A 12,768-nucleotide genomic window follows, 5' to 3' on the forward strand; every position below is an offset into this window, starting at 1 on the left:
GGTTCAACCGAAGCATTCCGGCTTTCCCTGCGCAGTGGTTTACGACTTACTTCGTGCTCTTCCCGGTGACCGGGCTTCTTGCCACCGTCGCCCGCATCTCTACGAACTTAGCGCCAGCGTCGGGGCGCCAGAACCACACGACTTCGCCGTCCGCTGATGTCACGCTCGTCTGTCGCAACACCCGCGTCCACCGCATCTCACCGCAACGTTCGTGACGATCGCGACCCGCCCCTCATCCGCCGTGAGACACGCGGAGTTAAATCACTGATTTGCCCGACGGCGAAAGCGGAATGTTTTCCGCGTGAGGACTGACGAAGCAAATCACTTTGATTGAATTAAAGAAAATCGCGCGAATGATACGACGCCGTCATGCCCGGGCTTGCCCGTCTTCGCTATCGCTTCGCCGGACTGACATTAGAGTGCCCGGCGAAGCCTCGGCGTAGCCGGGTCCCGGGCATCCACGTTCTTCGCGCCCGAGACAACGTGGATGGCCGCGTCAAGCCCGGCCATGACGGAGGAGAGGATTGCGCAATGACGGGGACTGTCATTCGGGGCGTCCGAAGGACGAGCCCGGAATCCATTTCGCCGCTTGCGCTAGCTGCCCAATGGATTCCGGGCCTCGTGCTTCGCACGCATCCCAGAATGACGGCCCCTCACGCCGACACGTCGACGAGCTGACCCTTCTTGTCCGCGTTCTTATGAAACTGCTGCTCGATGAGGTCCTTGATCTTCTGCTCCACGGCCTGGCGCTGCTGCGGCGTCATGTTTTGCACGTCCTGCTCGGTCAGCCCCATGCTCTTCAGGATGTTCGCGCGCATCCGGTCGATCGGGTTCATGTGCGCGTATTTGAGGAACTCCTGCTCGACATTGTTGCCGAGGGAGGTTTCTCGCGCGGGTTGGGTGGAGGCTTGATCGTCGGCGCTTGAGACGTCCTTTGCGGCAGTGTTCTTCGTGCTCGCGGTCACAAAGCTATAGGAGGAGATCGTCGTCGATATCTGCACGTCGCACCTCATTGGTGACTGCAGGAGCGGCACGCAAAGCCTGTGCCACTACGTGCGCGAGCTATTTCAATGGGATAGAGCGATCGTCGGGAGATCTCGGCGGCGGATGGGCAAGTTCTGCCCGGCGAAGTTTTCCCGCGCCGTGAATGAATCGATCCGTCGTTCGCTTGCGAGCCGGGCGGCGGGTTACGCCTTGCGGCTTTGTGCGTTGAGGTAGCGGAGCCTGGGGTCGGCTAACCGACCCTACGAAACTATGCCGATCACCCAACCGCAAACGGCTTGGCGGGGCGGTGGCGGTCGGCTTGGCTTTGCGGCAGCCGTGTCACGCCGGCTGCGCGCTTGATGCCGCGCTCTGACGGCGGCTCCGGACGGGGAAACAGGTTGGCCTCGAAACGCACGCCCGGCGCTTGCTCCGCGGTGCCTGAGCACACCGCGGTCTGGCCCTTGAACACCCCCGTCAGCTTTGCCTCGACCTCGTCGACACCGAACACGGTGGTCGGGCCTTCGGCGTAGCGCTTGGTCGTCAGCGTTGCGGTGAACCGGTCTTCGTCGAGCTCGTAAGTGCCGCTATAGGTGAACATGCAGTCGCCGCCCGAGATCCTGCCATTTGCAAGATAGATGATCCCGGTGCCTTCGCCGTGCGGCGTCCGAAACCAAACGGCATATTCGCCATCCCTGATCATCGAACACACCCATAACGAGAAAATTTGCGTCGTGCACTACCTAGAGCGCGACGCCGCCAACTTCCAGCGAATGAGGGCGCGAGGGTTAACGGGGCGTGAAAGGCTGCGCGTAAAATCGCCATCATGCCTGACCTGCACATGTATCAGATCGCCAACCTGATCCTCATCGATGGACCGGCACGCCTCACGCTCTAAGCCTCGTTCTTGGGCGTATATTTGCCCATGACGCATTTGTAGCTCTTCAGCTTCCACTCGTGATACGGCCCCTTGGAGAGCCAGTCGGCGATGCCGATCTGCGCGTTCACACTGCAGGCTGTCATGGTGATGCCGGATTGCTCACTGTTGGTGACGACTTTTTCAAGACAAAGCGGGCCGTTGCAGAGAATAGCGACAAGCGTGACAAGCATTTTGACCATCGGCTGATTGGGGAATACCCGGTTGGATTGGTTTATGCAGGCTTCGTGCCAGTGGTTGGACTTGCGTGATCACATCTCTTCGAAATGTGATCTGCACTCGCCTGCATCTGACCTGCTGTACGTAGTTTCCCGGGGTATGCTTCCGATGCAGAGGTGCCCGGCGTTCCGCTACTTGCAGGTGGGATTAGCCGCATCCGCGATCGAGAAAAACGTGATGCTGGTCGGGGCCAGCTCGGTACGCGATGTCGCGAGCGGCTCGCCTTCCAGCACAGGCAATTCATCATCCGCAGCGAGCTTCAATTCGCGGCCATTCAGGCGCATGCGCGTGCCAATGAGACTGGCTGCGGTCAGGGTGTAGCGTCGCGCCGTTCCGGAGAACTCGAGCGACCGCCGCGCCATCCGATCGGTGTTGATGGCAAGCAGCGCCACGCCGCCTGACTTGTCCCGCAAGCAATGCGCGTAGAGATATAGTCCCGGCACCGCCGCCGATCCGGCGTCGAGCACGACCGTGCCCATCAGTTTTCGCCAAAGCAGTGCCGCCCAATAGTTCGGGCGCGGCGTGAAATCCTTCTCTTCCAGCAGGCCGTAGTCGCTGGCTGCAAGCGTGTTGTGCATGAGGACTTGCACCTGCCGTTTGGCCATGCGCCCGAGCGTATCGAGATAACGGAAGCTATCGAGGAAAGTCGAGCTCCAGGGATTGCCGCCGCAGGCGGCATCCGCCGTTTCCGTGATCCACAGCGGCCGGCCGGGTGCGAACCGGTCGCGCAATTTTGCGTAGAAGGACGCTGCACGGTCGATGCCGGACAACCAGTCCTGCGACAACGCGTTGTTGTCGCGCGCCGCAGCCGACGGCACCGTCCTGCTGCAACGTGGCGAGAGCGCGCCGTAATAGTGGAACGAGATCGCGTCGAACACGGGGCCTGCGGCCGCCAACAGCTTCTCACTGCCGAGCGCATCGCCTGATCCGCCGGTGCTCACGGTATCAGGGCCAAGCAGGATCGTTTCCGATGATGCATGCTTGAGGAACGGCGCGAACACGGCGATGTCGCGGCCGAAGCTCGCGGCATCATAGCCGGAGGGCGCGCCGCCGCTGGCGGCGAGGTCAGGCTCGTTCATGAACTCGGCAGCGGCGATGTTGCCGCCGAGGCCCTGCGTCGCCGCGATCAGCTTCTCGGCCTGCGCCGGCGTCCAGACGCCGCTGGCATCGCGCGTGCCCAGGCCTGTCGCAAAGGAGGTGACGAGCCTAGCGTCCGCCGCGCGCGCGAAGTCGATGACACCGTTCCATTGACGGCGGGTCAGCACGCCGTTGAAGCCGGGAGGCGGGGACCGCGCGCTCTGGTCGGCGTCGTCGAAATAGGTGGTGTTGGCCCAGGTGCCGCTCACGCGCAGATAGGCCGGCCCCAGCGCCGCGGCGAGCTTGCGCAGCCGCGGATTGCCGAGATCGATCGGCTTGCGATAGGCGTACATTGCGGGATCCCTGCCGGAGGGGATGCCTTCCGCTTTTGAAGAAGGTTTGCGCCGATCGGCGTAAGGACGCCAGAAGTGCCCGCCGGTCACCTCGACCATCTCGACATTGTAGGATTGAAAGCGCTCGTCGACCGAGCCGATGCGCGCCATGGCCGCTGGCGCGAGCGCGATGCTCGGATCGGTCGCCGACGCAGGCGGGGCGCACAGGATGGCGAGCGCAAGACCGATCAACACGCGCATCGGGCAAGGCTGAACGCTCGTTCCGTTCGGCATGCTGCAATGCTACACGAAAGCGCTGAGCTAAGCTCGGTTTGCATCCGCAATGGACGCTCTACTCCCTCTCCCGCGTGCGGGAGAGGGCTGGGGGGAGGGTGTCTCCGCGATGGGACCATTCACGGCGAGAGAGTCCTCAGCCACCGTCAAAGAGCCGCGACCCCCGCCAGGGGAGCTAGCGAGGGCCGCGTTGGAACACCTCGTTGCGCCTAGGTTCGCAACAAAGTGTGGGAGCTGGTTTGAAGTAGGTCAGAACGGCAGCAGCACGTCCATCACCTGCTGTCCGTAGCGGGGCTGCTGGACGTCGGTGATCTGGCCGCGGCCGCCATAGGCGATGCGGGCCTGGGCGATCTTGCTTGAATCGATGGTGTTGTCGCTCTGGATATCCTCGGGCCGCACGACGCCCGCGACGATCAGTTCGCGGATCTCGAAATTGACGCGGATCTCCTGCTTGCCTTCGACCACGAGGTTGCCGTTCGGCAGCACCTGCGTGACGACGGCAGCGACGTTGGTCTGCAACGCTTCCTGCCGGTTCACCGAACCTTTGCCGTCGCTGGAGGAGGTCGAGTCCGTGGTGAGGATTTTGCCCGGCAGGACCTTCAGCGGCTGCGTAACCGTTTGGGAGCCGAGGAAGTCGGTAATACCAGAATCTTCCTTGGCGGTACGGCTGCGCTGGGTCTCGTTGGCGATGTTGGCCCTGTCGGTGAAATTGACGGTGACCGTTAGCAGGTCGCCGACGCGTGCGGCGCGCTGGTCCTTGAAGAAGGCCCTCGAGCCGTTGCGCCACAGCGAGTTCGGGCTGTAGGAGGCCACTTCCGGTTTCGGCATCGGCATCTGCACCGGCTTGTAGCCCGGCTGCGTGGTCGGATTTTCGATCGCGGTCAGCTTCGGCTGTTCGCCGATCTGCGAGAGGCGGTCGATCGAGGAGCAGCCGCTGGCGAGGATGCCTAGCGTGAAGAGGGCGCCGGTGAGGACGAGGCGGTTGATACGGGGAGCGGACATCACGGTTACTCGGCTTTCGGGGCGACTGAACTGACGTTGGCGACGGCGACGGGGCTCGCCTGCTCGGCGGGCGCGAGCGAGGCGGTGGGTTCAAGGACAGTTGCGGCGCGCGGCGGGGTGATCGTGACCTGGCCGCGGCCGGTGACGGTGCCGGAGACGGTGCGCTTGGACTGCAGGTTCATCACGCTGACGACATCGCCCTCGGTGCCGCCGTCGAGCGCCTTGCCGCGGATCGTGAGGTAGAGCCCGGTCGCCTGATAGATCAGCGTCACGTTCTGGTCGCGGGTCACGAGATCGGGCTTGGCGAGATCGGCGGTCTTCAGCGCCTGTCCGGCGCGGAGCTGGCGACGGGCCTGCATGCCGACAGCATTGTCACGGAGCGCGAGGTCGTTGCCGACCTCGGCTTTCGGGCGGCGCTCGACCAGCACGTCCGAATGCTTCAACATTTCGCCGCGCTCGACAGCTCGTGCCAGCACGGCGGCTTCGACGGTTTCGATCGCGGTGCCGGTGAAGCGCAGCCTGGTCGGCGCGGCGCCGGTCTCGTTCGCGATCTCGAAGGTGATGTCGAAGCGGTTGTTGCGCGCATCGTAGCGGAGGGTGACCGGCTGCAGGTTGCCGGAATTGGTGGCTTCCAGCCTGATGTCGCCGACGTCGCGGTCGAAGTTGATGGTGAGATTGGCGGCTTCACCAAGGCCGTTGCGGCGCTCCAGCGTGCGGGCGACCGTTTGCTCGATCTCCTGCCGCTCGATCGCGCGCGCGGCGCGGGTCACCGAAATTTCCTTGAGGTCGCGGGTATCGATGCCGATCACCTGATGGATGCGCAGCGTGGCGAGCACCTGCGCCACCGGCAGCGTGCCTGTGGTGCCGAGATCGGGCGCGCGATAGATCGGCGTCGTGCCGAAGCTGCCGGCGTTGTCGACGAGATCGCCGATGCGGACGATGTCGCTTGTGATGGTGACATTGGCGCGCAGCGTCGGCGGCGTGATGACGTCGTTGCGGCTCTGCGCGATCGCATTGGAGACCGACGCGGCAAGGAGCAGCGCGGCGAGGAGAAGCGGGCGGGCGAACATGGTCACTCTCCCCCTCAGCGGAACAGGTTGGAGGTGGATTGCAGCATCTGGTCGGCAGCGCTGATCACCTTGGCGTTCATCTCGTAGGCACGCTGGGCCGCGATCAGATCGGAGATTTCCGAGACCACCTCGACATTTGCCTGTTCGAGGTTCGACTGCTGCATGTCGCCGAACCCGTCGGTGTTGGCGATGCCGTCCTGCGGCGTGCCGGAAGCCGGCGTGTCCACGAACAGGTTGTCGCCGATCGGCTGCAGGCCGGCCTTGTTGATGAAGCGCGTCAGCCCGATCTGGCCGACCAAAGTCGGCGTGGTCGAGCCCGGCAGCATCACGGTGAGCTGGCCCTGCGCATTGATCGTGATCTGCGAGGAGTTCTGCGGGATGGTGATGGTCGGCTGCACCGGGTTGCCCTGCGCGTTAACAACGCGCCCCTGCTGGTCCATCATGAACGAGCCGTCGCGGGTGTAGGTGTAGGTGCCGTCGGGCATCTGGATCTTGAAGAAGCCTTCGCCGCGGATTGCGATGTCGAGATCGTTGCCGGTCGGCGAGAGCGTGCCCTGGCTCATCAGGCGTGGCGTGCCGACGGTCTTGACGCCGCCGCCGAGATCGATGCCAACAGGCAGGATCGTGCCCTGGTCGGAGGCCTGCGAGCCGACGCGGCGCACATGGTCGTAGATCAGGTCCTGGAACGCGGCGCGCTGCTTCTTGTAGCCGGTGGTGCGCAGGTTCGCGATGTTGTTGGAGATCACCTGAACGTTGAGTTCCTGTGCCGCCATGCCGGTCGCTGCAGTGTAGAGAGCGCGCATTGACTATTCTCCTTTACGCCGGAACGTCGGCGAGCTTGTCGATCGCCGATTTGTGCAGATCGCTCTGCTGCTGCAGCAGTGACGAGATCTGGGTGTAGGTCCGCGTGATCTCGATCATGCGGCTCATCTCGGTGACGGAATTGACGTTGGACTTCTCGACGAAGCCCTGGCGCAGCCGCGAGGTGGTATCCACCGCGGCCGGGTTGCCTTCGCCGGCGGAATAGAGGTTGTTGCCTTCCTTCACGAGCTGCTGCGGCTGGGCGAAATTGACCACGCGCAGCTTGCCGCGGATCGAGTCGATGCGGCCGGTGCCTTCGAGCACGGTGACATAGCCGTCGGCGGCGATGCTGATGTCCTTGTCGGTCTGCTGGAACACGATCGGGCCGGCATTGCCGAGCACGGGATAGCCGGACTGGGTGACGAGCTGGCCCTGGTTGTTGACGGTCAGATTGCCGTCGCGGGTGTAGCGCTCGCCTTGGGGCGTCTGCACCACGAGGAAGCCCGAGCCGTCGATCGCGACGTCCAGCGGGTTCTTGGTCTCCTGCGACGGTCCTTGCGAGAAGTCGTGGAAGGTGGCGCGGTCGTTGACAAAGGACACGCGGCGGTCGGAGGGAGCAAAATTGTCCTCATGCGCGCCGGACCTCAGGAATTCCTGGAACAGCGAGCGGTCGGCCTTGTAGCCGTTCGTCGTGATGTTCGCGATGTTGTTGGCGACGACATCCATCTGCCGCTCCAGCACAACCTGCCGCGATAGTCCGACCAGAAGCGTATTCTGCATCGGCGGTTCTCCCCTTCGTGGACGGTCCGCGAAAAAGAGGTTCTCCCAAACCTCAAGCCCTCGGACCTCGTGAACCTTTGGGCTCTCCCAAACCCGCCGGCTCGCATTGTCTTCAGCGAAAGCCGTGCCAAGTCGGAAAGTGATGATTTGTGAGGAGGTTAGGTGTTCAGCCCGGGGGCGGAGAGGGCGGCAGAAAGGTCTTGTTGACCATGTTTGCCCGGCAGTTTTTTCCTAGTTGCGGCGCAATCGAAAGAAACCATTAACCATTCTTACCCTAGCGTTGCACCGTACAGAGCGCGCGTGCGCTGGCGGCATTGGTATTGCGTCTTAAAGGGCTTGGCTGGGGCAAATCGCGTTCGTCTCCGATCTTTTAGCGGGCGGGCGATGGCGGACGAGGACAAGGCGGAGGGCGGCGCCGAGGGCGAGGCCGCAGCTTCGAAGAAGGGCAAGCTCAAGCTGATCATTGCCGCCGTCGGCTTCCTCGCCATCCTTGGCGGTGGCGCCGGCTGGTTCTTCTTCATGCGCGGCCACGGCGAGGAGGTGCATGCCGAAGCGCCGCCGCCGAAGCCGCCGGCCTTCGTCGAAGTGCCCGACATGCTCGTCAACCTCGTCGGCGCGCCCGGCGAGCGCATCCAGTATCTGAAGGTCAAGCTGGTGCTGGAGGTGAAGGAGGAGAAGCAGGTCGAGGCGATCAAGCCGTCGCTGCCGCGCGTCACCGACCTGTTCCAGACCTATTTGCGCGAACTGCGCGCCAGTGACCTCAACGGCTCGGCCGGCCTGTTCCGCCTCAAGGAAGAACTCACCAAGCGTGTCAACGCGGCGGTGTCGCCCAACCAGGTGAACGCGGTGCTGTTCAAGGAAGTCGTGGTTCAGTAGCGATGGCCGGCAACGACCAGATGGACCAGGATGCGATCGCCGCCCAGTGGGAGGCGTCGCTCGATTCCGAGGATCCCGCAGCCGCTGCGGAAGAGGCTGCGAAGAACGAACTGTCGGAGAGCATGTCGCTGCAATGGGCGGCCATGGTCGAGGACGGTAGCCGCGACTTCGGCACCAAGAACGGCGGCGAGCGGGTCCTCTCGCAGGAAGAGATCGACAATCTGCTCGGCTTCACCGTCGGCGACGTCAATCTCGACGACAATTCCGGTATCCGCGCCATCATCGATTCGGCGATGGTGTCGTATGAACGCCTGCCGATGCTGGAAATCGTGTTCGACCGCCTGGTGCGGTTGATGACGACATCCTTGCGCAATTTCACCTCCGACAACGTCGAAGTCTCGCTCGACCGCATCACCTCGGTGCGCTTCGGCGATTACATGAACTCGATTCCGCTGCCGGCGGTGCTCAGCGTGTTCAAGGCGGAGGAGTGGGAGAATTTCGGGCTCGCCACCGTCGATTCCAGCCTGATCTATTCGATGATCGACGTGCTGCTCGGCGGCCGCAGGGGCCAGACCTCGCTGCGCATCGAGGGCCGCCCCTACACCACGATCGAGACCAACCTGGTGAAGCGCCTGATCGAGGTCGTGCTGTCAGATGCCGAGCAGGCGTTCCGGCCGCTGTCGCCGGTGAAATTCACCATCGACCGCCTCGAGACCAATCCGCGCTTTGCCGCGATCAGCCGTCCCGCCAACGCCGCGATCCTGGTGCGGCTGCGCATCGACATGGAGGACCGCGGCGGCAATATCGAATTGCTGCTACCCTATGCGACCATCGAACCGATCCGCAACGTGCTGTTGCAGATGTTCATGGGCGAGAAGTTCGGCCGCGATCCGATCTGGGAAGGACATTTCGCGACTGAGGTGGCGCAGGCCGAGATCTCGGTCGAGGCCGTGCTCTATGAAGCCGACATTCCGCTCAAGCAGTTGATGAAGCTGAAGGTCGGCGACACGCTGCCGCTCGACATCCGCGCGGACTCGCTGGTGTCGGTGCGCTGCGGCCACGTCACCCTGACCGAGGGCCGCATGGGCCGCGTCGGCGACCGCGTCGCGATCCGCGTCAGCAAGAATTTGCGCAGGCCCAATACCACCTTTGCGATGTTCGAGAAGGCCGACGAGCAGACCAAGATGATGGAGGCATAGTTTGAATCATTCCCTCGGAATTGCGATTGAAAGCCTGGTCGCCGTGCTGTTGATGCTGACGATCGGCTACTGCATGCTGCTCAACAAGCGCCTGCAGCGGCTGAAGGCCGACGAGCACTCGCTGAAGGCCACCATCGCCGAACTGATCACGGCAACCGAGATCGCCGAGCGCGCGATCGGCGGGCTGAAGCACACCGTGCGCGACGTCAACGAGAATCTCGGCAGCCAGCTCACCGCGGCGACGCAGATGTCGGCGCATCTGAAGGGCCAGCTCTCTGAGGCCGACGCTATGATCCGGCGGCTGTCGAGGATCGTGCAGGCGGGACGGCCGGTGACGGAGGCTGCGCCCGCCGCAGCCGCTGCACCCGCGCCGGCAGCGCCGAAGATGTCGCCGGCCAAGGCGGTGGCCGCGGCTGCTGAAGCCTTCACCGAACGCAGAAAGGCTGGCGGTCTGGCCGCATGAGCGCGTTTCGCGACATCCGCGTCATCCCGGTCGTGCTGGTCGCGATCTTCGGCCTCGTGGTGTTGAAGGTCGCGGGCCTCGTGCTCGATGGCGGCTACGTGTTCGACTACAATCCGCAGTCGACCAAGCCGTCATGGGCGCAGGAGATGCTGAATTTCCCGGGAGGAAAGAACAAGGGAGATCCGAACGACATCACCGGCTCCGTGCATGCTCCGGCGGAGAAAAAGAAGGAAGAGCCGCCCGCGGCGACCGATCCGCCGCCGCAGCCGGATGGCGTCGTGATCAATCCGAACCTGCCCCCGCAGATCTCGGCCTCCGAGCGCGCGATCCTGGAACGGCTGCAGGCGCGCCGGCAGGAACTCGATGCCCGCGCGCGCGAGATCGAGATCCGCGAAAGCCTGTTGAAGGCCGCCGAGAAGCGCATCGAGGCGAAGGTGGAGGAGGCCAGGGCGAGCGACGCCAGGACCACTGCCAGCGCGGCGCAGAAGGCCGAAGCCGACGCCGCGCGCTTCAAGGGCATCGTCACGATGTATGAGGGCATGAAGCCGAAGGATGCCGCGAAGGTGTTCGACCGGCTGGAAATGGGCGTGCTCTACGAGATCGCGTCCCAGATCGCGCCGCGCAAGATGGCTGATATCCTCGGCCTGATGCAACCCGAAGCGGCCGAGCGGCTCACCGTCGAGCTCGCCCGCCGCGCCAGTCCCGACAAGCTGCAACCTGCCGCCGACCTGCCGAAGATCGAGGGCAAGATGCTCGCGCCGAAGCTGAATTGACGACTTCAGCGCATCGCTTGCAGCAGTACTATCAAGCAGCCGGTGCAGCCGGCGCAGGTGGAGTAGGAACAACCGCTTGCGCGCCGGCCAGCGCCGCCCGCAACGCGTCTTCCTTGGTGTGGTCGAGAGACGTCTTCAGCACGGTCCCGCCTTCGCCCCTGAGGCCTTCGAGCACTTTGTCCCCGGTCACCCTGCGTGCCAGCACGAAGAGGGCCGCAGTTCCGGGCTGAATGGCTTCAGCGGTCTGCTTCATCCATTTGTCGTCGATACCGACATCGGTCAGATATCCGCCGAGCGTGCCGCCGGCGGCGCCAAGCGCCGCTCCTGCCAGCGGCATCAGGAAGATCAGGCCGATCAGGGTGCCCCAGAAAGCGCCGCCGACCGCGCCGGCCGCGGTGGTGTTGATGAGCTGGTTCAGCTTCACCCGGCCTTCGGGATCCTTCACCGCGATCACGGCATCGCCGAGTTCGATGAGGTACTCCTTCTGCATGGCCAGCAATTTCTGACGGACTTCTTCCGCCTTCGCCTCGGTTGGGAATGCGATCACGACAAGATCACTCATTTGCAGTTCTCCTCTATGGCCGCCCGACTCTATTGCGTCTCCATGACCATCCGAATGCAAAGCAAATGGCACGCGAATGCGATTGATTTACATCAACCCCCGGCGAGGAGAGCGTAGCACGTTGTTCAATCTGTGGCTTTGCGGCCTTTGTCACAAATGAAGCGGGGAACCCGGCTACCGCCGACGGGCCCTAGCTGGCGGTTTCCCGCCTGCGCCCGCGAAATACGGGTTGGCAAAACATTCGGCTGCGCGGCCTGACGCCGACGCCTTGCACTGAGTCATCGATGTATATCCGCAGCCGATGGCAGGGCCGTCAATGCTGAAGACCTGCATGCAGATCGGGTAACGCGGATCGTAGGTCTGCGCCTGGGCGGGCAAGGCCGCCAGGATTGCGACGCCCACCAGGATCGCCCGAGCCACGGGGCGCATCGGAATCTCCTTAAAGGCAAGTCACTTCCCGTTTTCTTTCTACTTCCTTCTACTTTGGACATTTTCTTTGTGTATTATAGTTGACAGTCACAGGTGTGTATCTTAGTGCACGCGATGCAGATCATCCAGACCGAAGCTTACTCGACGTGGTTCGCTAAGGTTGGCGACATTCAGGCCAAAGCCCGCATCGTTGCCCGCATCCGCCGCATGGAGTTGGGCAAGCCCGGCGATGCCAAATCGGTTGGCGACAGTGCGAGTGAAATGCGGATCGACCACGGCCCGGGATATCGGGTTTACTTCACGAAGCGCGGCAAGACCGTTGTGATCTTGCTCTGCGGTGGCGACAAGAAATCACAGAAGCGAGAGATCGAAACCGCGAAGCGAATGGCAAAGGAGGTCTGATATGGCCATCAAGACAACCCCCTTCAACATCCTTGATCACCTCAAGACTCCAGAGGAGCAAGTCGCTTACCTTGAAGCGGCCCTGGAGATCGATGATCCGTCATTCATCGCGGCAGCTATTGGCGACGTTGCCAAAGCCCGCGGTGTGAGCGAATTCTCTCGCGAGACTGGCCTAAGCCGAGAGGCGATCTACAAGGCGTTCAAAAAGGGAGGCAATCCAACCCTTGAAACGCTAGACAAAGCGCTGAAACCCCTTGGAATGCGACTGACACTTACTGCACGAAACGCAGCTTAACGACGCGCCGCGCTCCGCGGTTTACCGATCGCACTGATAGACGCGGCCAGCGGCGAACTGCGCGTCATCGATCTGGCGATGAGTATGCAGCCGCGCAAGCGGGTCGTTCCGAGCTGCCGAGCCTGACCCGATGGTTGCCCAGATGGGCAACCATGTGGAGCAACTCAAGGCCGAGCTTGAGACGATGTGCATGTCCGCTTCCGAAGTTCAGCGGTGTAGGCGTCTCGGATGTCTTCAGGGAACGCATCGATGACCTTTGGGCGTACTCGCGCTGGT

17 protein-coding genes are annotated in these 12,768 nt (G+C 63.1%); 7 read left to right on the forward strand and 10 right to left on the reverse strand.

Going from position 1 to position 12,768, the window contains the following annotated elements; genetic code table 11:
• On the forward strand, nt 1-215 hold a 215-nt coding region (locus AC5ZGW_RS38535), incomplete at its 5' end, for a hypothetical protein (RefSeq protein WP_496114062.1).
• 438 nt (nt 216-653) lie between these two features.
• Here AC5ZGW_RS38535 and AC5ZGW_RS38540 read toward each other — a convergent pair.
• From AC5ZGW_RS38540 to flgF, 8 genes are all read right to left on the reverse strand, one after another.
• Nucleotides 654-1,001: a hypothetical protein gene (locus tag AC5ZGW_RS38540; RefSeq protein WP_130229071.1), complete on the reverse strand. Its 348-nt coding sequence runs from the start codon at nt 999-1,001 to the stop codon at nt 654-656.
• A 260-nt stretch (nt 1,002-1,261) separates the two neighbouring features.
• Complete coding sequence (locus AC5ZGW_RS38545) at nt 1,262-1,684, reverse strand: hypothetical protein (RefSeq protein ID WP_028163568.1); 423 nt, start codon at nt 1,682-1,684, stop codon at nt 1,262-1,264.
• A gap of 191 nt (nt 1,685-1,875) precedes the next feature.
• Nucleotides 1,876-2,091 carry a hypothetical protein gene (locus AC5ZGW_RS38550; RefSeq protein WP_130229069.1) on the reverse strand — a complete coding sequence of 72 codons (216 nt, stop codon included), beginning with the start codon at nt 2,089-2,091 and terminating at the stop codon, nt 1,876-1,878.
• A gap of 177 nt (nt 2,092-2,268) precedes the next feature.
• Nucleotides 2,269-3,840 carry a glycosyl hydrolase family 79 N-terminal domain-containing protein gene (locus AC5ZGW_RS38555; RefSeq protein ID WP_207231112.1) on the reverse strand — a complete coding sequence of 524 codons (1,572 nt, stop codon included), beginning with the start codon at nt 3,838-3,840 and terminating at the stop codon, nt 2,269-2,271.
• Nucleotides 3,841-4,089: 249 nt separating this feature from the next.
• The gene (flgH, locus tag AC5ZGW_RS38560; RefSeq protein WP_028163565.1) at nt 4,090-4,842 is read right to left on the reverse strand and encodes a flagellar basal body L-ring protein FlgH; all 753 of its coding nucleotides are present in this window, start codon (nt 4,840-4,842) and stop codon (nt 4,090-4,092) included.
• 5 nt (nt 4,843-4,847) lie between these two features.
• On the reverse strand, nt 4,848-5,912 hold the full coding sequence (gene flgA / locus AC5ZGW_RS38565) for a flagellar basal body P-ring formation chaperone FlgA (protein ID WP_130229068.1): 1,065 nt from the start codon (nt 5,910-5,912) through the stop codon (nt 4,848-4,850).
• Nucleotides 5,913-5,926: 14 nt separating this feature from the next.
• Nucleotides 5,927-6,715 (reverse strand): flagellar basal-body rod protein FlgG, encoded by a 789-nt coding sequence (gene flgG, locus AC5ZGW_RS38570; RefSeq protein WP_028163563.1) that lies wholly within the window; start codon nt 6,713-6,715, stop codon nt 5,927-5,929.
• A 13-nt stretch (nt 6,716-6,728) separates the two neighbouring features.
• Nucleotides 6,729-7,493, reverse strand: coding sequence for a flagellar basal-body rod protein FlgF (flgF, locus tag AC5ZGW_RS38575; RefSeq protein ID WP_028163562.1), 765 nt, complete (start codon nt 7,491-7,493; stop codon nt 6,729-6,731).
• A gap of 384 nt (nt 7,494-7,877) precedes the next feature.
• Here flgF and fliL point away from each other — a divergent pair, with 384 nt between their 5' ends.
• From fliL to AC5ZGW_RS38595, 4 genes are read left to right on the forward strand one after another with little or no spacing between them, the layout of a single operon-like run.
• A complete protein-coding gene (gene fliL / locus AC5ZGW_RS38580; RefSeq protein ID WP_028163561.1) occupies nt 7,878-8,369 on the forward strand; it encodes a flagellar basal body-associated protein FliL in 492 nt (163 codons plus the stop codon).
• Nucleotides 8,370-8,371: 2 nt separating this feature from the next.
• Complete coding sequence (gene fliM / locus AC5ZGW_RS38585; protein WP_130229067.1) at nt 8,372-9,568, forward strand: flagellar motor switch protein FliM; 1,197 nt, start codon at nt 8,372-8,374, stop codon at nt 9,566-9,568.
• A gap of 1 nt (nt 9,569) precedes the next feature.
• Nucleotides 9,570-10,031: a DUF6468 domain-containing protein gene (locus tag AC5ZGW_RS38590; protein ID WP_028163559.1), complete on the forward strand. Its 462-nt coding sequence runs from the start codon at nt 9,570-9,572 to the stop codon at nt 10,029-10,031.
• Entirely contained in the window at nt 10,028-10,804 is a 777-nt protein-coding gene (locus tag AC5ZGW_RS38595; RefSeq protein ID WP_130229066.1) for a MotE family protein, read from the forward strand. The genes AC5ZGW_RS38590 and AC5ZGW_RS38595 overlap by 4 nt, the downstream gene beginning before the upstream one ends.
• A gap of 31 nt (nt 10,805-10,835) precedes the next feature.
• Here the strand turns inward: AC5ZGW_RS38595 and AC5ZGW_RS38600 are convergent, their stop codons facing one another.
• Together AC5ZGW_RS38600 and AC5ZGW_RS38605 are read right to left on the reverse strand one after the other, a co-directional pair.
• A complete protein-coding gene (locus AC5ZGW_RS38600) occupies nt 10,836-11,366 on the reverse strand; it encodes a DUF1269 domain-containing protein (protein WP_028163557.1) in 531 nt (176 codons plus the stop codon).
• A gap of 174 nt (nt 11,367-11,540) precedes the next feature.
• Entirely contained in the window at nt 11,541-11,795 is a 255-nt protein-coding gene (locus AC5ZGW_RS38605; protein WP_130229065.1) for a DUF3551 domain-containing protein, read from the reverse strand.
• A gap of 114 nt (nt 11,796-11,909) precedes the next feature.
• Between AC5ZGW_RS38605 and AC5ZGW_RS38610 the strand changes: the two genes are divergently transcribed.
• Nucleotides 11,910-12,197, forward strand: coding sequence for a type II toxin-antitoxin system RelE/ParE family toxin (locus AC5ZGW_RS38610; protein ID WP_130229064.1), 288 nt, complete (start codon nt 11,910-11,912; stop codon nt 12,195-12,197).
• A 1-nt stretch (nt 12,198) separates the two neighbouring features.
• Nucleotides 12,199-12,492 carry an addiction module antidote protein gene (locus AC5ZGW_RS38615; RefSeq protein WP_028163554.1) on the forward strand — a complete coding sequence of 98 codons (294 nt, stop codon included), beginning with the start codon at nt 12,199-12,201 and terminating at the stop codon, nt 12,490-12,492.
• Nucleotides 12,493-12,768: the final 276 nt, after the last annotated feature.

This window comes from Bradyrhizobium sp. Crot121, from assembly GCF_059512385.1.

Bases quoted from the DNA above. Each gene is read 5' to 3' on its own strand.
- AC5ZGW_RS38545 (WP_028163568.1), bottom strand. From the start codon at position 1,684: ATGATCAGGGATGGCGAATATGCCGTTTGGTTTCGGACGCCGCACGGC.
- AC5ZGW_RS38550 (WP_130229069.1), bottom strand. From the start codon at position 2,091: ATGCTTGTCACGCTTGTCGCTATTCTCTGCAACGGCCCGCTTTGTCTT.
- AC5ZGW_RS38555 (WP_207231112.1), bottom strand. From the start codon at position 3,840: ATGCCGAACGGAACGAGCGTTCAGCCTTGCCCGATGCGCGTGTTGATC.
- flgH (WP_028163565.1), bottom strand. From the start codon at position 4,842: ATGTCCGCTCCCCGTATCAACCGCCTCGTCCTCACCGGCGCCCTCTTC.
- flgA (WP_130229068.1), bottom strand. From the start codon at position 5,912: ATGTTCGCCCGCCCGCTTCTCCTCGCCGCGCTGCTCCTTGCCGCGTCG.
- flgG (WP_028163563.1), bottom strand. From the start codon at position 6,715: ATGCGCGCTCTCTACACTGCAGCGACCGGCATGGCGGCACAGGAACTC.
- flgF (WP_028163562.1), bottom strand. From the start codon at position 7,493: ATGCAGAATACGCTTCTGGTCGGACTATCGCGGCAGGTTGTGCTGGAG.
- fliL (WP_028163561.1), top strand. From the start codon at position 7,878: ATGGCGGACGAGGACAAGGCGGAGGGCGGCGCCGAGGGCGAGGCCGCA.
- fliM (WP_130229067.1), top strand. From the start codon at position 8,372: ATGGCCGGCAACGACCAGATGGACCAGGATGCGATCGCCGCCCAGTGG.
- AC5ZGW_RS38595 (WP_130229066.1), top strand. From the start codon at position 10,028: ATGAGCGCGTTTCGCGACATCCGCGTCATCCCGGTCGTGCTGGTCGCG.
- AC5ZGW_RS38600 (WP_028163557.1), bottom strand. From the start codon at position 11,366: ATGAGTGATCTTGTCGTGATCGCATTCCCAACCGAGGCGAAGGCGGAA.
- AC5ZGW_RS38605 (WP_130229065.1), bottom strand. From the start codon at position 11,795: ATGCGCCCCGTGGCTCGGGCGATCCTGGTGGGCGTCGCAATCCTGGCG.
- AC5ZGW_RS38610 (WP_130229064.1), top strand. From the start codon at position 11,910: ATGCAGATCATCCAGACCGAAGCTTACTCGACGTGGTTCGCTAAGGTT.
- AC5ZGW_RS38615 (WP_028163554.1), top strand. From the start codon at position 12,199: ATGGCCATCAAGACAACCCCCTTCAACATCCTTGATCACCTCAAGACT.